This is a genomic window from Mycolicibacterium sp. 624 (assembly GCF_040548615.1).
Taxonomy (GTDB): Bacteria; Actinomycetota; Actinomycetes; order Mycobacteriales; family Mycobacteriaceae; genus Mycobacterium.
The window spans coordinates 262,603-284,709 of sequence record NZ_JBEPRZ010000005.1; the positions used below are offsets into that span (position 1 = coordinate 262,603).

The window sequence follows — 22,107 nt, forward strand, 5'->3', positions numbered from 1 at the left end:
AATGACGAAGAACAACATGACGGTGAACAAGGTCGTCGCCTCGGCGCACGAGGCCGTCGCCGACATCCCCGACGGGGCGAGCCTGGCGGTCGGCGGCTTCGGGCTGTCCGGCATCCCGTGGTTCCTGATCGACGCCGTGCTCGCCGGCGGCGCAACCGGCCTGACGATCGTGAGCAACAACTGCGGTGTCGACGGCGGCGGGTTGGGCCTGCTGCTGGAGTCCAACAGGATCATTCGCGTCATCGCCTCCTACGTCGGCGAGAACAAGGAGTTCGCCCGGCAATATCTGGCCGGTGAGTTGACCGTTGAGCTGACGCCGCAGGGCACGCTCGCCGAGCGCCTCCGCGCCGGCGGCAGCGGCATCGGCGCGTTCTTCACCCCTACCGGCGTGGGCACCCTCGTCGCCGAGGGCGGTCTGCCGTGGCGCTACCACCCCGACGGAAGCGTGGCGCTGGCATCACCGCCCAAGGAGGTCCGTACCTTCGGCGGTCGCGAGATGCTCCTCGAGGAGTCGATCGTCACGGACTTCGCGTTGGTACGCGCCGCAGTTGCCGACACCGCAGGCAACTGCGTGTTCCACGCCGCGGCGCGTAACTTCAACCCGCCCGCGGCGATGGCCGGACGCACGACGATCGTCGAGGCCGAATGCGTGGTGGCGGATGGCGAACTGGACCCCAACAGCGTCCACTTGCCCGGCATCTTCGTCGAGCGCGTCGTCGCGTTGACCCCGGAGCAGGCGGCGCACAAGCGCGTCGAGAAGCTCACCACGCGCCCCCGCCCGACAGACGACCAGGAAGCCCGATGAGCTGGACACACGCAGAGATGGCAGCGCGCGCGACCGAGGAGCTTCGCCCCGGTGACTACGTCAACCTGGGTATCGGCCTGCCCACGCTGATACCCGAGCACCTGCCCGCGGACTCCGGCGTCTGCCTGCACGCCGAGAACGGCATCCTCGGTGTGGGGCCGTTCCCGTTCGAGGACGAGGTCGACCCCGATCTCATCAACGCGGGCAAGCAGACGGTGTCGGTTGTCGCGGGCGCTTCGTTCTTCGACTCCGCAACCAGCTTTGCGATGATCCGTGGCGGCCATGTCGACGTCGCTGTCCTCGGCGGGATGCAAGTGGCGGCCAACGGCGACCTCGCCAACTGGATGGTGCCGGGTGCGATGGTCAAGGGCATGGGCGGCGCAATGGATCTGGTCAGCGGCGCCGAACGGGTGATCGTCCTCATGGACCACGTCGCGAAGTCGGGTGCGGCCAAACTGGTGACGTCGTGTTCACTGCCACTCACGGGGCGCGGGGTGGTGGCCCGCGTGATCACCGACCGCGGCGTGTTCGACACCGCAAGCGGTGAGTTTCGTCTCGTGGAACTCGCGCCGGGATGCGAGTTTGAGGACATCGCGGCGATCACCGACGCACCGCTGACGCGCGCCTGACCTCGCGCGCTTGGGAATCAACCAATTGGCCCTCGGCCAGACCACAAACGCAGTCAGGCCCCCTCGAAAGGGGGCCTGACCAGTGTGGCAGATGCAGGATTCGAACCTGCGTAGGCGTAAGCCGACGGATTTACAGTCCGCTCCCATTGGCCGCTCGGGCAATCTGCCGGGGTGCATCCATTCCCTACCCGGGTTTGGTGCGTAAGCAGGGTACAACGAGGATGGTCCCAAGACGAAAACGCACCACCAACGTGCACCGATAGAAGGAGGGTCCAATGGCGGATTCAAGTTTCGACGTCGTCAGCAAGGCCGATCGTCAAGAGGTCGACAACGCGCTCAACCAGGCCGCCAAGGAGCTGTCCACCCGGTTCGACTTCCGCGGCACCGACACCACCATCGAGTGGCAGGGCGAGGAGGGCATCATCCTGGTCTCCTCCACCGAGGAGCGCGTCAAGGCCGCAGTCGACGTGTTCAAGGAGAAGTTGATCCGTCGCGACATCTCAATGAAGGCGTTCGACGCAGGTGACCCGCAGCCCTCGGGCAAGACCTACAAGGTCATCGGCAGCATCAAACAGGGCATCGACAGCGAGAACGCCAAGAAGATCACCAAACTCATCCGCGACGAGGGCCCCAAGGGCGTCAAGGCGCAGATCCAGGGCGAGGAGATTCGCGTCAGCTCCAAGAAGCGTGACGACCTGCAGGCCGTCCAGGCGCTGCTGCGGGGCGCCGATCTCGAGGTTGCGCTGCAGTTCGTCAACTACCGCTGACACCGCCGGGCCCGCTCCCCCACGCCGAGACCGCAGCCACGGTCGTTGCGCGCCCCGCTTAGCGACCAGGACGACGATTTCGGCGGAGGGGGCGGCGCGGCGGGGAAAGCAGCCATTCGGAACCGTCCTCGGCCATACGCTGAACGGCATGGCAGCAGCGCAACGTGAACCCAACGTCGTCGTCCTCGGTGGAGGGTCCTGGGGCACCACCGTCGCCTCCATCTGCGCGCGGCGCGGGCCGACGCTGCAGTGGGTGCGCTCGGAGGAGACCGCCGCCGATATCAACGACCACCACCGCAACCGCCGCTACCTCGGTGACGACGTCGAGCTGAGCCCCACACTGCGCGCCACCAACGACTTCTCCGAGGCCGCCGAGTGCGCCGACGTCATCGTCATGGGCGTGCCGTCACACGGCTTCCGCGGCGTGCTGCAGCAGCTGGCCAAGGAGCTGCGGCCATGGGTCCCCGTGGTGTCGCTGGTCAAGGGCCTCGAGCAGGGCACCAACTACCGGATGAGCCAGATCGTCGACGAGGTGCTGCCGGGCCACCCGGCGGGCATCCTGGCCGGACCCAATATCGCCCGTGAGGTCGCCGAGGGTTACGCCGCCGCGGCCGTGCTGGCGATGCCCGACACCAAGCTCGCCGCTGATCTGGGAAAACTGTTCCGCACCAAGCGCTTCCGCACCTACACCACCGAGGACGTGGTGGGTGTCGAGATGGCGGGCGCACTCAAGAACGTGTACGCCATCGCCGTCGGCATGGGCTACTCGCTGGGCATCGGCGAGAACACCCGCGCCATGGTCATGGCCCGTGCCGTGGCCGAGATGTCCAAGCTCGGCGTGGCGATGGGCGGGCACCGCGACACCTTCGCGGGCCTGGCCGGCATGGGCGACCTCGTCGTCACCTGCACCAGCCAGCGCAGCCGCAACCGCCACGTCGGTGAACAGCTCGGTCAGGGCAAGACCGTCGAGGAGATCATCGCCTCGATGAACCAGGTCGCCGAGGGCGTGAAGGCCGCCAGCGTCGTCATGGAGTTCGCCGAGAAGTACGGCATCACCATGCCGATAGCGCGCGAGGTCGACCGCGTCATCAACCATGGCTCCACCGTCGAGGACGCCTACCGCGGACTGGTCGCCGAGAAACCCGGTCACGAAGTGCACGGCTCGGGATTCTGATGGCACCGCTCCCACCCGACGCAACGGTCACCACGCTGCGATGATCTAGCGCATGGAAGCGGCGACGTTGAAGGGTCGGGCGGCCGAGCGCAGCGCCTGCACCGACCTGCTCGCCGCCGCCGAGACCGCGCCCGCCGCCCTGATCCTCGAGGGCGACGCGGGCATCGGGAAGACCGCGCTGTGGCGCTCGGCCGTCGAACAGGCCTCGCGGAACGGCTTCCGCGTGCTGAGCGCCGCGGTGGGTGAGGCCGAGACGGTCCTGGCCTACACGGCCGTGGGCGATCTGCTCGGCAACATCGAGTCCGACGTGCTCGACGCGCTGCCCGGCCTGCAGCGTCTCGCCGTCGACCGCGTCCTGCTGCGCGCCGGTAGCGACGGCCAGGTCACCGATCAGCGGGTGGTCGCCGCGGCATTCGTGTCGATCGTCGAGATCCTCGCCGCGGATGGGCCGGTGCTGATCGCCATCGACGACGTGCAGTGGCTGGACCCCTCCAGTCACACCGTCATCGCCTTCGTCGGGCGGCGCCTACGCGGACGCGTGGGTGTCCTGCTCAGCGAGCGGTCCGACCCCGACAGGGGCACCGCGGCGTCCCTGCTGCAGCTCGGCCGGCCCGAGGACGTCCGCCGGATTCGTCTGGGCCCGTTGACCCCCGGCCGCCTGCACGAGGTCGTCTCGGCGAGGCTCGGCCGCGGCCTGTCGCGGCCCATCATGGGACGTATCAGCGAGATCTCCGGCGGCAACCCGTTCTACGCCCTCGAGTTGGCCCGTGCGATGGCCGGCCGCCCGTTGAGTCCTGAGCCCGCGTTGCCCGGTTCCCTTGCCGAGCTGGTGCGGTTGCGCATCGGAGGCATCGACGGCGGCGTTCGCGACGTGCTGCTGGCCGTCGCCTCCGTCGCCGCCCCGACGGTGGAGCTGCTGGCCCACGTCCGGCAGACGACCACCGAGGAGATCGTCGACGCGCTCGAGGCCGTCGAGACGGCAGGCATCATCGGCATCGACGGCAATCGCGTCCGGTTCACCCACCCGCTGCTGGCCCGCGGCGTCTACACCGATGCGACCCCGGCCAGCCGCCGCGCCATGCACCGCGCGTTGGCCGAAGTGGAGACCGAGCCCGAGCTCAAGGCCCGCCACCTCGCGCTGGCCACCGCGAGCACCGATGACGCCACGTTGGCCGCGCTGGACTCCGCCGCCGACTCCGCCCGCAACCGTGGCGCACCCGCCGCCGCCGCCGAACTTCTCGACCTTGCCATCGGCCTCGGCGGTGGCAAGCCATGGCGCCGCGTCCGGGCCGCGGGAGATCACTTCCAGGCAGGTAACACCGAGCACGCCCGTAGCCTGCTCGAACCCCTGATCGATGAGCTGCGCCCCGGCATGCTTCGTGCGATCGCCCTGAACCTTCTCGCCGCGATCTTCATGTACGAGAACAACTTCAAGCAGGCCAACGACCTGCTGTCCCGTGCCGTCGAGGACGCCGCAGACGTCCCGCCTGTGCTCGTCACCACGCTGATGAACCTGTCGTTCACCCAGGGCCTGGGATCCTTCGCCGAGGGCACCCCTGAGACGGGCATGCTCGAGGCGTCACTCAACAGCGCGCACGAGGCGATGCTCGTCGCCGACGGCGCGGGCATCCCCGCGCTGCGCAGCCAGGCCACCGCCATCTGGGTGCACGCCAAGTTCAACTTCGGCCACGGCGCCGACTACGAGGCACTGGCCCGCGCGGTGGAGCTGGAGAACACCAACGACGATGTGCCGATCCCGTTCAACGCCAGCGCCGTCGAGGCCCTCATCTACGCCTACACCGGGGACCTGGACCGAGCCCGCGCCAAGATGCACGCCCTGCGCGAGCGCTGCCTCGAGCGCGGCGCCGACAGAAACATGATGGGAGTCTCGGGATACAGCGCGCTGATTGAGATGTGGAGCGGAAACTACCCCGCCGCCATCCGGTTCGCCGACGAGGCGGTCGAGCGCGCCCGACAACTCGGCAGTGGCCACGTCGACATCATCGCGCTGTCGATTCGGTCCGCCGTCCATGCGCACGCGGGCCGCGACGCCGAGGCCCGGGCCGACGCCCACGAGGCACTGGCGGCCACCCAGGTGTGCGACGCGCCCCGGATGGCGGAGTGGCCGATCATGTCGCTGGCGTTCCTCGAGGTGTCCCAGGGCCGGTTCGCACAAGCCCTGGACGCGTTGGCGCCCATGCTCGCCCGCTTCGCCTACGTGCCGGGCACCGAGGTCATGAGCCACTGGTACATACCCAACGCCGTCGAGGCGATGATCGCGCTGGACCGCCTGGACGAGGCCGAACCGTTGATCGCGGCCCTTGAGACCAATGGGGCGCGGCTGGACCGGACGTGGAACATCGCCACGGGTGCGCGGTGCCGGGCCATGATGCAGGCCGCGCGTGGCGATGTGGAATCCGCCATCGAGTCGGCGCATCACGCGATGGCCGCCCACGAGCGGCTGCCGATGCCGTTCGAGCGGGCCCGCAGCAGGCTGCTGCTGGGCAAGCTGCAACGCCGCCGTCGACTCAAGGATGCGCCGACCAGGACGCTCAGCACAGCACTGGCCGAGTTCGAGGCCATCGGAGCGCCGTTGTGGGCCAAACAGGCTCGCGACGAACTGGCGCGCACCAAGGTCCGCCCCACCACCACGTCCGAACTCACACCGTCCGAGCAGCGCGTGGCCGAACTCGCCGCGTCGGGGATGTCCAACAAGGACATCGCCGCGACGCTTTTCGTCGGCACCAAGACCGTCGAGCACAATCTGACCCGCGTCTACGCGAAGCTCGGCATCCGGTCCCGCGTCGAACTCGCACGGCGCATCGACCACGAAGCCGACGGCCACTGACATCAGCCGGGCAACACCCTCGAGGCCAGTCGCAGGCTCAGCGCAAGCACCGATGAGATCGGATCCGTGCCCACCAACTCACCCGCGTCGTTGAGCGTGAACGGCGAGCGCCTCCGCCCGCGCCTGCCCATCCGCCACGCGATCGCATCGGCGACCCGCAGCGGTTTCAACAACGGCGGCTCGTCGAGATCGAAGACGTCGCAACGATCCTCGGGGTCGAACTCCTCCTGCACGAGGATCCCGTTGACCGCCCTTCTTGCTGCCTCGTTGGCACCTTCCATGGTGGCCAGATCGGTGTTACTGCGCACAAAGTCCGACGCGATGAAGAAGTTCGGGATGCGGGTCACGGCGTCCGGTCGATGACGCCACGAGCGCTTGGTGTTGATCAACAGCGGCTCGTCGTTGGCGAGGTTCGCCGGATCGCGAAAGTCGATGGCCGGATCAAGGAACCGGTGCAGCAGGTTCTCCTCGGCGATCTCGCCTTGCTCGAGATGGTCGGCCAGCTGCTCCCAGACCTCATCGAGGATCTCCCTCTCACTGCACTCGCGGGCCGGTTTGCCGAGCCGCGGACTTGGAGTGTCCCAATCCGAGATGTCCACGGAGAGCACGTCTCTCACACGTCCGTCGCCCCGGTCGGTGAGCTTGACGTCCTTCCAGAACTGCCCCTGGGCGATCGAGGTGAGCGCCCACTCGGAGTCGATGTAGATGGCATGGCCGCGCGGGAAGTCGGTCAGCTCCTTGTCGAAGTAGAACATCGCGCCGGTCATCCACCGCGTCGTCAACCTCTCGAGGTATCCCAGCCGGGGTTCGGCGGACCGGAGTTGGTCGGTGAGTAGGCGGTTGAGCTTCTCGACCGGTATCGCGGCGATGTAATAGTCGGCGGTGACCGGTTTGAGCCGGTCCCCGATCGAGACGCCCGTGATGGTCTGGCCGTCGCAGTGAATCGCTGTCACCGGAGCGCCGCCCTCGAACGTGACCGACTTCTTGCCCAGCTTCCTCGCACTCAGGTGCTCGACCCACGGGTCTATCCACACCTCGCTTGTCGGGCCGTTCAACACCCGGTCGACCTTGCCGTCGACCTGTGCCATGTCCTGCATCAGCTGCGTCAGAATCGCGCATCCGGTCCTGGCCGACATCTCCTCAGCGCGGGCGGCCACCAGTGAGCGCGTCATCCCCTTGGCGAGGAACTTCTGGAACTGGCTGGAGCGGTGCTCGGCGTCGACGAAGTCCCACCAACTCTGTCCCTCGAACTCCGCCAGGCGGCGTTCGTCGCAGGCTGTGAGGTAGGCGAGAATCCGTTCGACGAAGGCCGCGTACTCGGGCAGCGGGACGGCGAGGTCGACCGCGATCATGCGCATGAACCGGACCATCTTCACGATGTCACCGACGCTCGACGGGAACTTCATGGGCGCGATGATCTCGTTCTTCGACCCCGCCGCCTGAGCCATCAGCATGTCGGTGGCCAGCACCAGGTTGTCCTTCACACAGCCGCCGCCGAACGGGATCTCGGCCATCGTGGCGTCGATGTGCCGATAGAACCCGGGGAAGAACCGGAAGCCGTGCTCACCGGGCAGGTCTGACCTGCCGTCCTTACCGGTCCCGGGCACCGGGATCGAGCGGGCCTTGCCGCCGAACACCGCGCGCGCCTCGTAGACGGTTACGTCGAATCCCCGCTTGGAAAGCTCGTGGGCAGCACTCAGGCCGCCGATCCCACCCCCAAGCACCACAACGGATGCCCCCATGGGGCGATCATATGGCGGCGAACTAGTTGAAGTAGGGGTTCGTGCCCTCGGGGCGATCCAGCAGCGGGTTGGTCGCGTTCAGGATGTGGCTGCCCGCCGGGCTCAGCACGAAACCGGCCTGGTCGAAGTTGTTCTGACACGTCGTGACGACGCCGTCGAACCCGCAGGTGACGTTGCGGAAGCTGATCCGTGACCCCGGGGGTAGCGGCTTGGCGTCCGCAGTGACGCCGGCATAGATCGGTGCGGCCGCGTTGGCGAAGCCCGGTGCACCCACCTGGCCACCGCTGACGGTGTTCGCGCCGTTGGGGGCCGCGGGGATCGCGCCGCTGCATCCATAGCCGCCGGTCGAGCGGCTCATCACGCAGGTGACGCCGTCGGCGACGGTGAATGCGTAGAAGGTGCCGTCCTTGGAGGAGAACTCCGAGGGCTTGACCGACACGAACGAGTTGACGTTGGGCGGGGGTGGTGGCGGCGCCGGTTCCGGATCGGCGACCGCCATGGCGGACGTACCGATCGCTGCTGCCCCCGCAGCAACCAGGCCGATCAGGATTCTGCTCAGCACTGGCTCAGCGTAGAGCAGGTGTTTGCTGCGTGCATCACTGCGGTGGAAACCGCAGGTCACACGGGCCGCTCAGTACTGGCCCGGCCCGCGGCCCGCCATCTGCTCCAACCGCGCGATGCGCTCAGCCATCGGCGGGTGGGTGGAGAACAGCTTGCCGATCTTCTCGCCGGCCCGGAACGGGTTGGCGATCATCAGGTGCGCCTGGTCGGCCAGCTGCGGCTCGGGCGGCAGCGGGGCCGCCTCGACACCACTGCTGATCTTGCGCAGCGCGCTGGCCAACGCCAACGGGTCTCCGGTCAGCTCGGCACCGGACTGGTCGGCCTGGTACTCCCTCGACCGCGACACCGCCATCCGGATCACCGTGGCTGCAATCGGGCCCAGCATCGAAACCAGCAGAATGGCAAAGGGATTGGCTCCACCGTCGCGGTTACCGCCGAACGCGCTCATGATGAACGCGATATTGGCCAGTGCGGTGATCACCGAGGCCATGGCACCGGCCACGCACGAGATGAGGATGTCGCGGTTGTAGACGTGGCTCAGCTCGTGCCCGAGCACCGCGCGCAGCTCGCGCTCATCGAGGATGCGCAGGATCCCGGTGGTGCAGCACACCGCGGCGTTGCGCGGGTTGCGGCCGGTGGCGAAGGCGTTGGGCGCATCGGTGTCGCTGATGTAGAGCCGCGGCATCGGCTGGTGCGCGGCGTTGGCCAGTTCTCGCACGATCCGGTACATCGCCGGGGCCTGCAGCTCGGTGACGGGCTGGGCGTGCATCGCCTTCAGCGCCATCTTGTCGCTGTTGAAGTACACGTAGGCGTTCATGCCGAGCGCGAACAGGACGGCCAGCCCGAGGATGGCGGTGCTTTGGAACAGTGCGCCAATGAAGACGATCAGCGCAGAGAAACCCGCAAGCAACAGGAACGTCTTGAATCGGTTCGCGTGCGGATGCCAGGTCATTGGTTTGCTTCTTCCTACGAAACTCTCGGAGTCATCGCTGATACCAACGCCCGGGGATGCCCCCCGGGTTCCAACGCGTCAACCGTGACGGTGGACGGTGTAGTCGATCAGGCCCAGCAGGGCGTGCCGACCTGGACCGTCGGGCAGCTTCTCCAGCTCAGCGCGGGCGTCGGCGGCGTACTTGCTGACGGTCTGCTTGGCCTCCACGATGCCGCGTGAGGAACGCAACAGCGCCAACGCCTCGGCCAGCTCGTCGTCGTCCTCGACGGGACCCGCCAGCAGCACCCGCAGCCGGTCGGCGTCGGGACCGCTCTCGCGCAGGGCGTACAGCACCGGCAGGGTGTGCACGCCCTCTCGCAGGTCGGTCCCGGGAACCTTGCCCGACTCGTCGGGGTCGCTGTCGATGTCGATGATGTCGTCGGAGATCTGGAACGCCGTGCCGACAATGCCGCCGATCCGCGCCAGCCGCTCGATCTGCTCCTCGTCGGCGCCGGAGAACGTCGCCCCGAAGCGGCCTGACGCCGCGATCAGGCAGGCCGTCTTCTCGTAGACCACCTTGAGGTAGTGATCCACGGAGTCGACATGCTCGACCGAGCCGCGCGTCTCGCGCATCTGGCCGGTGACCAGTTGCGCGAACGTGTCGGCGATGATGGCCACCGCGTCCGGGCCAAGGCGCGACACCAACCGCGACGCCGTCGCGAACAGGTAGTCACCCGCCAGGATCGCGATGTTGTTGCCCCACCGGGCATTGGCACTCTGTGCGCCGCGGCGAATCTGCGCCTCGTCCATAACGTCGTCGTGGTAGAGCGTCGCGAGGTGCACCAGCTCGATCACGGCGCCTGCGACGGTGACCTGCCAGGCGTCGGGGTCGGGCCCGAGCTGCGCGGAGAGCACCGTGAACAGCGGTCGGAACCGCTTGCCGCCGGCCTTGAACAGGTGCGAGACGGCCTCGGCCATCAACTCGTCGGCCTTGCCCAGCTCGGTCGACATCAGGTCCTCGACCCGTGCCACTCCATCGCGCACTTGCGCGGCGAAGTCGGGGTCGCCAAAGTCCACGCCCGCGACCACAGTCGCTGGTGTCTGCATTGCTCCAACATACTGGGTAGGTGGAACCGGATACGGAGGGCAGGAGCGCAGCGACCCGATCGGCTGATGTGCTGGTAATCGGGGCGGGACCCGCCGGTTCCGCGGCCGCTGCCTGGGCGGCTCGTCGTGGCCGCGATGTGCTGGTCATCGACTCCGCCGAGTTCCCCCGGGACAAGGCATGCGGAGACGGTCTGACGCCGCGCGCGATCGCCGAACTGCGCCGGCTGGGCCTGGGGCAGTGGCTCGACGGCCGGATCGTCCACCACGGGCTGCGGATGTCGGGCTTCGGTGCCGATGTCGAGGTGAGATGGCCCGGCCCGTCGTTCCCGTCGACCAGCAGCGCGGTACCCCGCACCGAACTCGACGACCGCATCCGGTCGGTCGCCGCCGACGACGGCGCCAAGATGCTGTTGGGCACCAAGGCCGTTGGCGTGCGTCACCATTCGAATGGCCGTGTGGCCGCCGTCAAACTCGACGACGGCACCGAGGTCACGTGCACGGAGCTGATCGTCGCCGACGGCGCCCGTTCCACGCTCGGGCGGGCCCTCGGGCGGGCCTGGCATCAGGAGACCGTGTACGGCGTCGCGATCCGCGGCTACATCGCCTCGCCCCGCGCCGCCGAGCCGTGGATCACCTCACACCTGGAACTGCGCGCGCCGACGGGTGACGTGCTGCCCGGCTACGGCTGGATCTTCCCGCTGGGCAACGGCGAGGTGAACATCGGCGTCGGCGCGCTGGCCACCACCAAGCGTCCCGCCGACGCCGCGCTACGCCCCCTGATGTCGTATTACACGAGCCTGCGCCGCGACGAGTGGGGCTTCGACGGCGAGCCACGCGCCGGACTGTCCGCGCTGCTCCCAATGGGCGGCGCGGTGTCGGGGGTCGCCGGACCCAACTGGATGCTGATCGGTGACGCCGCGGCGTGCGTCAACCCGCTCAACGGCGAGGGCATCGACTACGGGTTGGAGTCCGGCCGGCTCGCCGCCGAGATGCTCGCATCCGGCGACCTGACGCAGGCGTGGCCAGCCGAGCTGCGCGAACACTACGCCCACGGCTTCTCCGTGGCCCGCCGGCTCGGACTTCTGCTGACGATCCCCCGGTTCCTGCCCGCCGTCGGCCCGGCCGCGATGCACTCGCGGTTCCTCATGGGTATCGCTGTGCGGGTGATGGGCAACCTGGTCACCGCCGAGGACGCCGACTGGATCGCCCGGGTCTGGCGCCGCGCCGGCGCCGGTTCCGCGCGCCTGGATCAGCGCCCGCCATTCAGCTAGCGCCACGGCGGAATTCCTCGTCGCACGCGTTACCGAGCGCGTCGTTGACGCTTACGATAATTTCTCGTCCTATAGGCATGACGACGTCATCGGCGGACACTTGACGTAGCTCAACAATTGTTTGCCGAGAGAACGGAGGGGGAAGATTGCTGGGGTGGTGCACGGTGTCGCGGAATCACGCGCCGTTGCCGAATTCCTGAAGTCCGCCCAAGTACATCCGGCGGTGCTGGTCATCGAGGGTGAGGCCGGCATCGGTAAGTCGACGATGTGGCGGGGGGCTGTGGAGCAGGCACGCGAGCGCGGATTTCGCGTGCTCACAGCACGGGCTGATCAGGCCCAGTGCGGCCTCGCCTACAGCGCGCTCGCCGATCTGCTGGACGGCATCGAACCCGAGATCCTCGACACCCTGCCCCATGTGCAGCGGGTGGCCTTCGATCGCGTGCGCTTACAAAAGGCCGACCGGCACACCGTCAGGACCGCCACCGACGAACGTGTCGTTGCTGCGGCGTTCCTGACGCTGGCCGATCGGCTGTGCGCTCATTCGCCGGTGCTCATCGCACTTGATGACGCGCAATGGCTGGACCCGGCGAGCCGGGCGGTCGTCGCCTTCGGGGCGCGCAGGCTGCGGGGCCGCATCGGGGTCATGGTGGCAGACCGGATGGACCCCAAGGCCGGCTACGGCGCTGCCTGGCTGCAACTCAACGGCCTCGACAGCGTGGACCGTGTCGGGATACAGCCGTTGAGCGAGGCAGGCCTGCGCTCGGTGCTGCGTGAGCACCTGGGTCGAGCGCTACCCCGGACCGAGATGATGCGCATCACAGAGCTGTCCGGCGGCAATCCGTTCTACGCGCTCGAACTGGCCCGCGCCATGGACGAGCAGCCCGTCACCGCCGACTTCGGCCTGCCGGGGTCGCTGGCCGACCTGGTTCGGTCACGTCTCGATCGGATCAGCGGCGCCGGCCAGGACGTGTTGCTCGCCGCCGCCTCGGTCGGCGCACCCACAGTGGACTTCCTGGCCGAGGCCACGTCGCGCAGCACCGACGAGGTCGTCGAGCTGCTCGAGGAGGCCGAGACCGACGGCATCGTGGTGATCGAGGGCAACCGGGTCCAGTTCACCCACCCGCTGCTGGCCCGTGGCGTGGACGGCATGGCCAGCATCGACCGGCGGCGTGAGATGCACCGCAGGCTGGCCGACCTCGTCGAGTTACCCGAGCCTCGGGCCCGCCACCTCGCGCTGGCCTCCGCACACGCCGACGCCGCGACGCTCGAGGCGCTCGACGACGCCGCCGAGAATGCCCGATCCCGCGGAGCGCCCTCAGCGGCGGCCGAACTCCTCGACCTGGCCATCAGCCTCGGCGGCGACACCCCAACGCGACGAATTCGTGGCGCAGAGCATCACTTTCGAGCGGGTGACACCCAACAGGCCTACCAGCTGCTCGGCCCTGTAATCGAGGCTCTGCCGCCGGGCCCGTTGCGCGCCGAGGCTGCCAATCTGCTTGCCGCCATCCACACCGTCGACGATCGCTTCGTCGAGGCGACGACCCTGCTCGACGGGGCCCTGATCGACGGCGCGGAGGACCCCGCGCTGACGGTGCAGAGCCTGCTCCTGCTCTCGTACGCGCATTTTCAGGAGGGCGACTTCACCGGTTCACAGCACCGCGTCCGCGAGGCCGTCGATATCGTCGACACGCTGAAGGCTCCCGGGCTGACCAGCCAGGTTCTTGCGATGTCGGTGATGTCGGAATTCATGGCGGGCAATGGATTCAGCGAGGACACGATGCGGCGTGCGCTGGAGTCCGAGGACCGTGACACCGACGTCCCCGTCCAGTTCCAGGCCAGTGCCGTCAACGCCATTGTGCTGGGCTGGATGGGCCGACTGGATGAAGCACACGCCGGTGCCGCCGAGGTCAGGCAGCTCAGCTCCGAACGCGGCGCCGAGAGCGATATGACGGCCGCGGCGGGCCATGCGGCGTTCATCGCCGTGTGGCGCGGAGAGTTCGAGTCGGCGGACCAACTCGCCGACGAGGCTGTGGAGCGCGCCATCCTGGCAGGCGGTCAACACATTCGGATGACCGCGCTCGTCATACGGGCCGTCGTATCCGCTCACCTGGGCAGGATGGATCGGGCGCGAGCGGAGGCGAACGAGGCCATTGACATCGCATTGCACTGCGGCTCACCGCAGTTCGCAGTGTGGCCGACCGCGGTTCTCGGCTTCATCGAGGTGTCATTGGGCCGGTACGCGGAGGCGCTGTCCTACCTCGAGCCCTTCATCGGAGTGTTCGATCAGCTACCGGGCAGCGAGATCACCACCATGTGGTACGTGCCGGACGCTATCGAGGCGATGATCGGCACGGGCCGCAGCGACGAGGCCGAACCACTCATCGCGAGGCTGGAGGACGAGGGGAACCGACTCGACCGGGCCTGGCTCATCGCCACCGGCGCGCGCTGCCGGGCGATGTGGCTGGCAGCGCAGAACGACCTGCCGGGCGCGGTCCGCGCGATCAATCGCGCGATGGCCGAACACGACCGTCTGCCAATGCCGTTCGAGCGTGCCCGCACCCTGCTGGTGCGCGGGCAGCTGCTGCGGCGTCGGCGGCTGATCTCGGCCGCGGCACAGACGTTCAGCGAGGCGTTGCAGGCGTTCGAGCGGATGGGCGCGTCGGTGTGGGCAGACCGGGCGCGCGCCGAGCTGTCCCGCACGCCGTTGGGCGGCGGCGCCACCGGGCTCACCGCCGCCGAGCGCCGGGTCGCCGAGTTGGCAACGTCGGGTATGACGAATCGTGATGTCGCACAGGCATTGTCGGTCAGCCACAAGACTGTCGAGGCCAACCTGACGCAGATCTACCGCAAGCTCGGGATCCGATCGCGCGCCCAGCTCGCACAGCGGCTGCGCTCGCCGGGGTGGTAGCGCCGGCGATCAGGCCTTGACGGCCGCGTGCAAGGCGACAATGCCGCCGCTGAGGTTACGCCACCGCACCGATGACCACCCCGAGGCCGAGATGCGCTGCGCCAGTTCGGCTTGGTCGGGCCAGGCACGGATCGACTCGGCGAGATAGACGTAGGCATCGGGGTTGGACGACACCGCCGTCGCCATCCTCGGCAGCGCCTGCATCAGGTATTCCTTGTAGATGTTCGCGAACATCGCGTTCGTCGGCGTCGAGAACTCACACACCACCAGTCGGCCACCGGGCTTGGTCACCCGAGCCATCTCGCGTAGTCCGGCCTCGTGGTCGACGACGTTGCGCAACCCGAAGCTGATGGTCACGGCGTCGAACGTGTCGTCGGGGAACGGCAGTTTGGTGGCGTCCCCCGCGACCTTCGGCACCGGCCGCGATGCACCGGCGGCCAACATCCCGACCGAGAAGTCACAGGCCACACACCACGCACCGGAGCGTCCCAGCTCCACAGTCGAGACCGCGGTGCCGGCCGCCAGGTCGAGCACCATGTCCCCCGGCCCGATACCGAGGGCCGATTTGGTGGCCCGCCGCCATGACCGGTCCTGCCCGAGTGACAGCACCGTGTTGGTGACGTCATAGCGTCGCGCGACGCCGTCGAACATCGACGCGACCTCGTGCGGGTCCTTCTCCAACGACGCCCTGCTCACGACATTAAAGCTACCTGTGAGGTTTTGCCTTGTGGGAATGGGTCGACGTGATCGACGTTGAACAGCGCAGGCACCACGATGAGGAGAAGACGACATGGCAGGAAAGACCTGGTTCATCACCGGAGCGTCGCGGGGGTTCGGCCGCGAGTGGACCATCGCGGCCCTGGAGCGCGGCGACAGAGTGGCGGCGACGGCACGCGACACGGCGACGCTCGACGACGTGGCGGCCAAGTACGGTGACGCGCTGCTGCCGATCAAGTTGGACGTCACAGACCGCGAGGCGGACTTCGCCGCCGTCAAGCAGGCACACGAGCACTTCGGGCGGCTCGACGTCGTCGTGAACAACGCCGGGTACGGGCAGTTCGGCTTCATCGAGGAACTGTCGGAGGCCGACGCCCGGGATCAGATCGAGACGAATGTGTTCGGCGCGCTGTGGGTGACCCAGGCGGCGCTGCCCTTCCTTCGCGAGCAGCGCAGCGGCCACATCATCCAGGTGTCGTCGATCGGCGGCATCACAGCCTTCCAGAACGTCGGCATCTATCACGCGTCGAAGTGGGCGCTGGAGGGCTTCTCGCAGTCGCTGGCGCAGGAGGTCGCATCGTTTGGCATCCACGTCACGCTTATCGAGCCCGGTGGCTTCTCCACGGACTGGGCCGGGTCCTCAGCCCGGCGCGCGACCCCGCTGCCCGCCTACGCCGAGGCGCACGCCGAGGCCGACCGCATCCGCGGCCAGCGCTCCGCAGATCCCGGTAACCCGAACGCATCGGCAGCGGCGATCCTGAAGGTCGTCGACGCCGAGAAGCCGCCGCTGCGGGTGTTCTTCGGCTCGTTGCCCTTCTCGCTGGCCAAGGCCGACTACGAGAGCCGGCTGGCGAACTGGGAGCAGTGGCAGCACGTCGCCGAGTTGGCTCAGGGCTGAGCGATTTCGGCGCGTTTAGGAGCGGTGAGCGCTCCTAAACGCGCCGACATCGCAGGGGTTAGGCGGCCTTGGCGCTGCGCGTGCCCAGCACTGCGTCGTAGTGATCGACCAACTGCGCGCAGACCGCGGGCCAGGTGCGGCTCAGCACGCTGCGGCGTGCGGCGACCGAGTAGCGGGGACGCTCGGCGAGCAGGTGTGCGACGGCGGAGGGAAGCCTCGCCTCGAAGTCGTCAACCTCCAGCAGCAGGCCGGTGTGCATCGGGGACACCAGATCCCGGGGCCCGCCCGCGTTGGGCGCCACCACCGGCAGCCCCGAGGCCATCGCCTCCTGCACGGCCTGGCAGAACGTCTCGTGCTCACCGGGATGGACGAACACGTCCATGCTCGCGTATCCGGCTGCCAGCTCGGCGCCGTACAGTGCGCCGGTGAAAACCGCTGAGGGCATGAGGGTTTGAAGTCTGCTCCGGTCGACGCCGTCGCCGATGATCACGACCTGAAGGTCGTCGCGGCCAGCCAGTGCCGCGAGCCGCTCGACGTGCTTCTCCGGTGCGAGCCTTCCGACGAACCCGACGATGGGCTTACCCGCCGGCGACCACGCCGATCGCAGCGCATCATCGCGCGCCGATGGGACGAAACCCGTGATGTCGACGCCGCGTCCCCAGTGATGTACGCGCGGCACGCGGTGCGCGACCAGGTTCTGCATCGCCGAGGTCGACGGGGCCAGCGTGCGGTCGGCCATCGCGTGTAGGTGACGCGTCCACGCCCACGCGGCGCGCGATGCCACACCGACTCCGTAGCTCTCGGCGAACCCGGCGATGTCGGTCTGGAACACCGCCACGGTCGGCACACCCAGGTGGCGGGCCGCGTGCAGGCCGCCGTAGCCGAGCAGCGCGGGCGAGGCCAGGTGCACGACGTCGGGGGCGAACCCGCGCAGCACGCCGACCATCCGCGGGCGCGGCACCCCCAACGGCAGCGATGTCACCTTCGGGAACATCCGCGAGGGCACCCGATGGATGCGGACACCGTCGTGCACGCGGTCGGCGGGGGCTTGATTCCTCGGGGTGTCCGGGGCGATGACGAGAACCTCGTGGCCGGTTCTGCGGAGATGCTCGATCACCCGAAGCACCGAGTTGGTGACGCCGTTGACATTCGGGAGGAAGCTCTCTGTGACGATCGCAACGCGCACACCAGGAGCGTGTCAGCGGCGCCTGTCCACGAGGTTGCGTGCAGGCATACGCGACGCGAAAACGTGACGATCACCGGTAGGCTGACGTCCTCGGAAGGGGGCCTCATGCGGCGATGGCGCAGCGCACTGGTCGCGGTGGCCCTGGTGGCACTGACATCGACGGCGGCGGGGTGCACCAAGGCCGTCACCGGGGCCGCACAGCCCGATCCGGCCACGGCGGCCGTCGAGATCACCGAGGACGGCTACGGCATCCGGGCGGGCTTCGACGATGCGCCCGTCGAGATCGAGATCTTCACCGAGCCGCAGTGCACCCACTGCGCGGACCTGCAGGCCGATTTCGGCGACCAGATCGCGTATTACATCGCCGTGGGGCAGCTGGCCGTCACCTATCGGCCGGTGACGTTCCTGGACAGCGAGGCCGACGGGCACTCGGCGCGGGTGTCCAATGCGCTGTTCGTCGCCGCCTCACCGAGTCCTGACGGCGATACTCCGACCGGGCCGGCGTTCCAGCGGTTCGTCGAGGAGCTCTGGGCCGCACAGGATCCCGGCGGCTCGGGACCAGCCAATGACGAGATGGCCGATATGGCACGGGCGGCGGGCATTCCCGACTATCAGGCCGGCGAGATCGCGTCGGGCGATCTGACCTTCGACACCGCCGCCATGTCGGACACCAACCTGATCTATCTACTCGACATCGATCCGCTCGAAAGCGGCACGCCCACGGTCTACGATCTGACGAACGATGAGAAAGTCGATGTCTACGACAACGACTGGCTCTCAACGCTGATGGCCTCCTGAGCTGCCACCCTTCGCCCCAGGAACGCCAGCACCGCCAGCAGGAGGCCGGCGATCAACCATCCCAGCACCGCTATCGACCCGGCGGGAATCAACGCCAGCGCCGCGTTTCGGTCCCGGACCCGGACCACATCGGGGTCGTTCTTGTCGTACTCGACGTAAATCCGCATGCCCGTGTCCAATTCGGACGGGTAGAGGACGCCGAGTTCCGGCCGGTAGGTGACCCGGTCCGGTGTGACGAACTCGATTGTCGAACGTCGCGGGCCCGCGTCGAGAACCTCGGCCGCGGCCACACCCATATTGCGTTCGATCTGCTGGTCGTTGCGCCACGCTCCGGCGACGAGCAGCACCGACATCAGGGTCACCAGGCAGGCGACGAGGACCACACCAAGGCGCGTCCAGCGCAGGATGCGTTGCCTGCGTGTCTCGTTCGGCTCGCCGTACAGGTGCGGGAAGAGAATCCCCCAGAAGGCGTTGGCACGCCGGATAATCGACGCGATCACGAGGCGTCCCTCAGCGCCGCGCGGATCGACGCGTGCAACGCCCGCAGCGATGAACGGTCGGCCTTCACCTCCAACACGCGCATGCCCTCGAACGGCTCCGCCAGGACGTCGGCGAGGTTCTCGGCCTCCACCTGCGCGCAGTCGATGTGATATGCCCGGCACAGTGCGGCGATGTCGACATCGTGCGGCGTGCCGAAGATCCGGGCCGACACGTCGGAGAATCGCGGGTCGCCCTGCTCGAGCAGTTCGAAGATGCCGCCGCCGTTGTCGTTGGACACCACGATGGTCAGGCTCTTGGGCCGCGGTTCGGTGGGCCCGATCAACAGCCCGGAGCTGTCGTGCACGAACGTCAGGTCGCCGATCAGCGCGACGGTGCGGCCACCGGTGCGGTCGTGCGCCAGCGCGGCGCCGATCGCCGTTGACACCGTGCCGTCGATACCCGCGACGCCGCGGTTGGAGCGCACCCTGATACCGGGCCGGTTCAGGCCGACCAGGGCCGCATCGCGCACCGGATTGGACGCGCCGAGCACCAGCTGGTCACCGTCGAGTAGACCGCTCACGACACCCGCGGCCACGTGCAGCCCGGTCGTCAGCGGATGCGCGGCGAGCTGGGCGCGAACCGTCTCGACGGCGGTCTTGTTGGCGGCGCGGCACCGGCTCAGCCAGTCCGGATCCGATGTGCCGTGTAGTACCGCACGCGTGCCTGTGGCCTGCGAGTTTCCCGACACATCGGGCCAGCGCGGGCCCGTCGTCAGCGCGTACACCGGCACCGCAGGGTCGGCCAGCAGCGCCGAGACGCCGCGGTGCAGCGTCGGCCGGCCCAGCATGATCGCCTGGCGCGGGGTCACCGATGCCAGGGCCAGCGGGTGCAGCGGATTGGCCGGCGGTGGCGCGGTGGGCTCGGCAACCGTCGGCAGGTGCGCGAGGTTGGGGTGCGCGCCGGCGCCGTGCCCCGCGATCACCACGGTGTCGGCCGTGACGTCGATGTCCAGCGGCTGGTCGAACGTGACGGGCGGGGTGAAGGTCCACGGCATGCCATCGGGTCGGCCCGGTGGGGTGTCGTCGTCCCCCGGCGCGTCGACGTCGGGCACCAGCGGCTCGCGCAGCGGGATGTCGAAATGCACAGGACCGGCATTGGCACTACGAGATCCCTTGGCGGCCACCAGAACCCGGCACGTCGCCGAACGCCACTGGCCGTTGATCGCGTCGATCCGGTCGGGTGCGTGCTCGGCCAGGCCGAGGCTGATGGTGGCGCGCACCTGGCTGCCGAAGTAGCCGAGCTGTTCCATCGTCTGGTTGGCCCCGGTGCCCAGCAGTTCATACGGCCGGTTGGCACTCAGCACGATCAACGGCACCCGGGCGTAGTTGGCCTCGATCACCGCGGGTCCGAGGTTGGCCACCGCGGTGCCCGATGTCATGGCCACGCACACCGGCGCCCCGGCCGCGACGGCCAGGCCCACGGCCAGGAAGCCCGCCGTGCGCTCGTCGATGCGCACGTGCAGCCGCAGCCGTCCCTGCCGGTCGGCGGCCTCCAGCGCAAAGGCCAGGGGCGCGTTGCGGGAACCGGGGCAGAGCACCACATCGTGGACGCCGCCGCGGATGAGTTCGTCGACGACGACGCGTGCCTGAGTCGTCGACGGGTTCATCGGTCCTTCACTCCTACAGCCTGTCACACGCGAACTAGACGCCAGCGGCGAAGAACTCCAGCGCCGCAGCGTTGACGGCGTCGGGGCGCTCGATGAAGCCGAGGTGACCCGTATCGGGAATGCGCAGGTAGCGGCCGTTCGGCATGGCGTCGGCGACTTCGCGGCCCAGATGCGGTGGAAGCATCATGTCGTCGGCGAAGCCGATCACCAGCGCAGGCGCCGCAATGCCGCGGTAGGCGGGTAGCCGATTGCCCTCGGGCGCGACGTCGATCTGGGCCAGCACGCCCGGCGTCAGCTTGTTGGGCCACATGGTGAACATGTCGATCCAGTCGCGCACGGCCGCGTCGTCATTCAGCGTCTTGGGCGAGAAGTTCTCCAGCAGCCGGTTCTTCGCGTCGTAGGCGGGCGGCAGCTCGATACCCGCCGCGATCAGATCGCGTTCCGCGCTGCGGCAGAACTCGCGGGTGCGGTCCTCACGTCCCCGGGTGGCCATGAGCACCGCCGATGACACCAGCTCAGGGCGGGCCAGCATCAGTTCCTGGGCGATGAACGACCCCATCGACACCGACATGATCCGCACCGGGCCGAGGTCGAGCTTCTCGATGAGCGCGGCGGTGTCGGCGACCATCTGTTCCGTCGTGAAACCCGTCGCGTTCTCGGTGGCGCCAATACCGCGATTGTCGAACGTGACGACGCGGTAGCCGGCCTTCTGGAACGCCGGGACCTGGTGCAGGTGCCAGGTGCGGCCTGCGCCCCCACGGCCGGCGATGAACAGGACGGGCTCACCGGAGCCGCGGTCTTCGTAGGCCAGGTTCACGCGGCCGACCCTACCGAGTGCGAGTTCGGCGCGCTAAGGCGCGGTGGGCGATGCTCAGCGCGCCGAAGTCGCGCTCTTGCGGGTGCCGCGTCCGCGGGCAACCTCGATCGCCCGGTCCCACAGCAGCCGCACCGGAGCGGTGAGCTGACCCGCCTTGACCATGTCCACCGTGAGGAAGGCCGCCGCCGTCGCCTTGGTCGCCGCCGATGCCTTGGACATGTGGCCCGAGTCGAACGGCGGTTGCGGGTCGTACTCGATCGCGAGCTGGATGGCCCTGGCCCTGGCCTCCCCGCCGATCTGGCCTGCCAGCCACATCGCCATGTCCAGGCCCGCGGACACCCCTGCGGCCGTCACGAGCTTGCCCTCGTCCACGATGCGCTCGTCGCCGACCGGGGTGACGCCGAACGCCTTGAGCATCGGCAGGGTCCCCCAGTGCGATGTGGCGCGCTTACCCTTCAGCAGACCGGCGGCCGCGAGAATCAGTGATCCCGAGCACACCGAGGTGGTCCACGTTGACGTCGCGTCGGCCCGGCGCACCCAGTCGAGCACCCTCTCGTCGCGCGCGTGCTCCATGGTCGACGGTCCCCCGGGCACCAGAATGACATCGGGCGACGGGGTTTCGTCGAACGAGTGCGTGGCGCCGACGATCAGCGCGCCGGAGTCGGCGGTGACGGGACCGGGCTCGTGCCACACGAATCGAACCTCGGTATCGGGCAGGTTGCGCAGCACCTCATACGGTCCGATGAAGTCCAGCGCGGTGAAACCGGGATAGAGAACTATGGCGAGCTGCATTGCTACTCCT

The 22,107-nt window shown here is 68.5% G+C and carries 19 protein-coding genes and 1 tRNA gene; 9 read left to right on the forward strand and 11 right to left on the reverse strand.

From position 1 onward, the window contains the following. Positions 1-16 precede the first annotated feature (16 nt). Both ABIA65_RS20820 and ABIA65_RS20825 read left to right on the forward strand, forming a co-directional pair. On the forward strand, positions 17-805 hold the full coding sequence (locus ABIA65_RS20820; RefSeq protein WP_354524925.1) for a CoA transferase subunit A: 789 nt from the start codon (positions 17-19) through the stop codon (positions 803-805). Further along, entirely contained in the window at positions 802-1,434 is a 633-nt protein-coding gene (locus tag ABIA65_RS20825) for a 3-oxoacid CoA-transferase subunit B (protein WP_354524783.1), read from the forward strand. The genes ABIA65_RS20820 and ABIA65_RS20825 overlap by 4 nt, the downstream gene beginning before the upstream one ends. 85 nt (positions 1,435-1,519) lie before the next feature. Here the strand turns inward: ABIA65_RS20825 and ABIA65_RS20830 are convergent. Continuing rightward, positions 1,520-1,602, reverse strand: a tRNA-Tyr gene (locus tag ABIA65_RS20830). Between the two features lie 107 nt (positions 1,603-1,709). Between ABIA65_RS20830 and ABIA65_RS20835 the strand changes: the two genes are divergently transcribed. The 3 genes from ABIA65_RS20835 (at position 1,710) to ABIA65_RS20845 (ending at position 6,223) form a co-directional block, all read left to right on the forward strand. Continuing rightward, positions 1,710-2,201, forward strand: coding sequence for a YajQ family cyclic di-GMP-binding protein (locus ABIA65_RS20835; RefSeq protein ID WP_241401021.1), 492 nt, complete (start codon positions 1,710-1,712; stop codon positions 2,199-2,201). Between the two features lie 148 nt (positions 2,202-2,349). Continuing rightward, positions 2,350-3,375: an NAD(P)H-dependent glycerol-3-phosphate dehydrogenase gene (locus ABIA65_RS20840; protein WP_241401022.1), complete on the forward strand. Its 1,026-nt coding sequence runs from the start codon at positions 2,350-2,352 to the stop codon at positions 3,373-3,375. Positions 3,376-3,427: 52 nt separating this feature from the next. After that, a complete protein-coding gene (locus ABIA65_RS20845; protein WP_241401023.1) occupies positions 3,428-6,223 on the forward strand; it encodes an AAA family ATPase in 2,796 nt (931 codons plus the stop codon). A 2-nt stretch (positions 6,224-6,225) separates the two neighbouring features. Here the strand turns inward: ABIA65_RS20845 and ABIA65_RS20850 are convergent, their stop codons facing one another. The 4 genes from ABIA65_RS20850 to grcC1 all read right to left on the reverse strand — a co-directional run bounded on the left by ABIA65_RS20850 (position 6,226) and on the right by grcC1 (position 10,564). Continuing rightward, a complete protein-coding gene (locus tag ABIA65_RS20850) occupies positions 6,226-7,965 on the reverse strand; it encodes a hydroxysqualene dehydroxylase (RefSeq protein ID WP_241401024.1) in 1,740 nt (579 codons plus the stop codon). A 22-nt stretch (positions 7,966-7,987) separates the two neighbouring features. Beyond that, positions 7,988-8,527 (reverse strand): hypothetical protein, encoded by a 540-nt coding sequence (locus ABIA65_RS20855; protein WP_241401025.1) that lies wholly within the window; start codon positions 8,525-8,527, stop codon positions 7,988-7,990. Between the two features lie 69 nt (positions 8,528-8,596). Continuing rightward, positions 8,597-9,478 (reverse strand): zinc metalloprotease HtpX, encoded by an 882-nt coding sequence (htpX, locus tag ABIA65_RS20860; RefSeq protein ID WP_241401026.1) that lies wholly within the window; start codon positions 9,476-9,478, stop codon positions 8,597-8,599. Positions 9,479-9,556: 78 nt separating this feature from the next. Continuing rightward, positions 9,557-10,564, reverse strand: coding sequence for a nonaprenyl/(2E,6E)-farnesyl/geranylgeranyl diphosphat synthase (gene grcC1, locus ABIA65_RS20865; protein ID WP_241401027.1), 1,008 nt, complete (start codon positions 10,562-10,564; stop codon positions 9,557-9,559). 68 nt (positions 10,565-10,632) lie between these two features. On the opposite strand from grcC1, the gene menJ reads away from it, so the two are divergent. Together menJ and ABIA65_RS20875 are read left to right on the forward strand one after the other, a co-directional pair. Further along, complete coding sequence (gene menJ, locus ABIA65_RS20870; protein ID WP_502919604.1) at positions 10,633-11,835, forward strand: menaquinone reductase MenJ; 1,203 nt, start codon at positions 10,633-10,635, stop codon at positions 11,833-11,835. Between the two features lie 154 nt (positions 11,836-11,989). Further along, on the forward strand, positions 11,990-14,743 hold the full coding sequence (locus tag ABIA65_RS20875) for a helix-turn-helix transcriptional regulator (protein WP_354524785.1): 2,754 nt from the start codon (positions 11,990-11,992) through the stop codon (positions 14,741-14,743). A 9-nt stretch (positions 14,744-14,752) separates the two neighbouring features. On the opposite strand, the gene ABIA65_RS20880 is transcribed toward ABIA65_RS20875, so the two are convergent. Further along, entirely contained in the window at positions 14,753-15,439 is a 687-nt protein-coding gene (locus tag ABIA65_RS20880; protein ID WP_241401030.1) for a demethylmenaquinone methyltransferase, read from the reverse strand. A 94-nt stretch (positions 15,440-15,533) separates the two neighbouring features. On the opposite strand from ABIA65_RS20880, the gene ABIA65_RS20885 reads away from it, so the two are divergent. Further along, positions 15,534-16,358 (forward strand): SDR family oxidoreductase, encoded by an 825-nt coding sequence (locus ABIA65_RS20885; protein ID WP_354524786.1) that lies wholly within the window; start codon positions 15,534-15,536, stop codon positions 16,356-16,358. Between the two features lie 58 nt (positions 16,359-16,416). Here the strand turns inward: ABIA65_RS20885 and ABIA65_RS20890 are convergent, their stop codons facing one another. Then, positions 16,417-17,544: a glycosyltransferase family 4 protein gene (locus ABIA65_RS20890; protein WP_354524787.1), complete on the reverse strand. Its 1,128-nt coding sequence runs from the start codon at positions 17,542-17,544 to the stop codon at positions 16,417-16,419. A gap of 105 nt (positions 17,545-17,649) precedes the next feature. Here ABIA65_RS20890 and ABIA65_RS20895 point away from each other — a divergent pair, with 105 nt between their 5' ends. After that, complete coding sequence (locus tag ABIA65_RS20895; RefSeq protein ID WP_354524788.1) at positions 17,650-18,342, forward strand: DsbA family protein; 693 nt, start codon at positions 17,650-17,652, stop codon at positions 18,340-18,342. On the opposite strand, the gene ABIA65_RS20900 is transcribed toward ABIA65_RS20895, so the two are convergent. Genes ABIA65_RS20900 through ABIA65_RS20915 form a run of 4 tightly spaced genes read right to left on the reverse strand, consistent with a single transcriptional unit; the run spans position 18,303 to position 22,097 of the window. Beyond that, positions 18,303-18,839 (reverse strand): DUF3592 domain-containing protein, encoded by a 537-nt coding sequence (locus ABIA65_RS20900; RefSeq protein ID WP_354524926.1) that lies wholly within the window; start codon positions 18,837-18,839, stop codon positions 18,303-18,305. The two genes, ABIA65_RS20895 and ABIA65_RS20900, sit on opposite strands and share 40 nt — an antisense overlap. After that, entirely contained in the window at positions 18,839-20,488 is a 1,650-nt protein-coding gene (gene menD, locus ABIA65_RS20905) for a 2-succinyl-5-enolpyruvyl-6-hydroxy-3-cyclohexene-1-carboxylic-acid synthase (RefSeq protein WP_354524789.1), read from the reverse strand. The genes ABIA65_RS20900 and menD overlap by 1 nt, the downstream gene beginning before the upstream one ends. A 34-nt stretch (positions 20,489-20,522) precedes the next feature. Next, positions 20,523-21,305: an alpha/beta fold hydrolase gene (locus tag ABIA65_RS20910; protein ID WP_241401035.1), complete on the reverse strand. Its 783-nt coding sequence runs from the start codon at positions 21,303-21,305 to the stop codon at positions 20,523-20,525. Positions 21,306-21,359: 54 nt separating this feature from the next. Next, positions 21,360-22,097, reverse strand: a complete 738-nt coding sequence (locus ABIA65_RS20915) for a DJ-1/PfpI family protein (RefSeq protein WP_241401036.1) — start codon at positions 22,095-22,097, stop codon at positions 21,360-21,362. Between the last annotated feature and the right edge of the window lie 10 nt (positions 22,098-22,107).

Bases quoted from the DNA above. Each gene is read 5' to 3' on its own strand.
- ABIA65_RS20820 (WP_354524925.1), top strand. From the start codon at position 17: ATGACGGTGAACAAGGTCGTCGCCTCGGCGCACGAGGCCGTCGCCGAC.
- ABIA65_RS20825 (WP_354524783.1), top strand. From the start codon at position 802: ATGAGCTGGACACACGCAGAGATGGCAGCGCGCGCGACCGAGGAGCTT.
- ABIA65_RS20835 (WP_241401021.1), top strand. From the start codon at position 1,710: ATGGCGGATTCAAGTTTCGACGTCGTCAGCAAGGCCGATCGTCAAGAG.
- ABIA65_RS20840 (WP_241401022.1), top strand. From the start codon at position 2,350: ATGGCAGCAGCGCAACGTGAACCCAACGTCGTCGTCCTCGGTGGAGGG.
- ABIA65_RS20845 (WP_241401023.1), top strand. From the start codon at position 3,428: ATGGAAGCGGCGACGTTGAAGGGTCGGGCGGCCGAGCGCAGCGCCTGC.
- ABIA65_RS20850 (WP_241401024.1), bottom strand. From the start codon at position 7,965: ATGGGGGCATCCGTTGTGGTGCTTGGGGGTGGGATCGGCGGCCTGAGT.
- htpX (WP_241401026.1), bottom strand. From the start codon at position 9,478: ATGACCTGGCATCCGCACGCGAACCGATTCAAGACGTTCCTGTTGCTT.
- grcC1 (WP_241401027.1), bottom strand. From the start codon at position 10,564: ATGCAGACACCAGCGACTGTGGTCGCGGGCGTGGACTTTGGCGACCCC.
- ABIA65_RS20885 (WP_354524786.1), top strand. From the start codon at position 15,534: ATGGCAGGAAAGACCTGGTTCATCACCGGAGCGTCGCGGGGGTTCGGC.
- ABIA65_RS20895 (WP_354524788.1), top strand. From the start codon at position 17,650: ATGCGGCGATGGCGCAGCGCACTGGTCGCGGTGGCCCTGGTGGCACTG.
- menD (WP_354524789.1), bottom strand. From the start codon at position 20,488: ATGAACCCGTCGACGACTCAGGCACGCGTCGTCGTCGACGAACTCATC.
- ABIA65_RS20915 (WP_241401036.1), bottom strand. From the start codon at position 22,097: ATGCAGCTCGCCATAGTTCTCTATCCCGGTTTCACCGCGCTGGACTTC.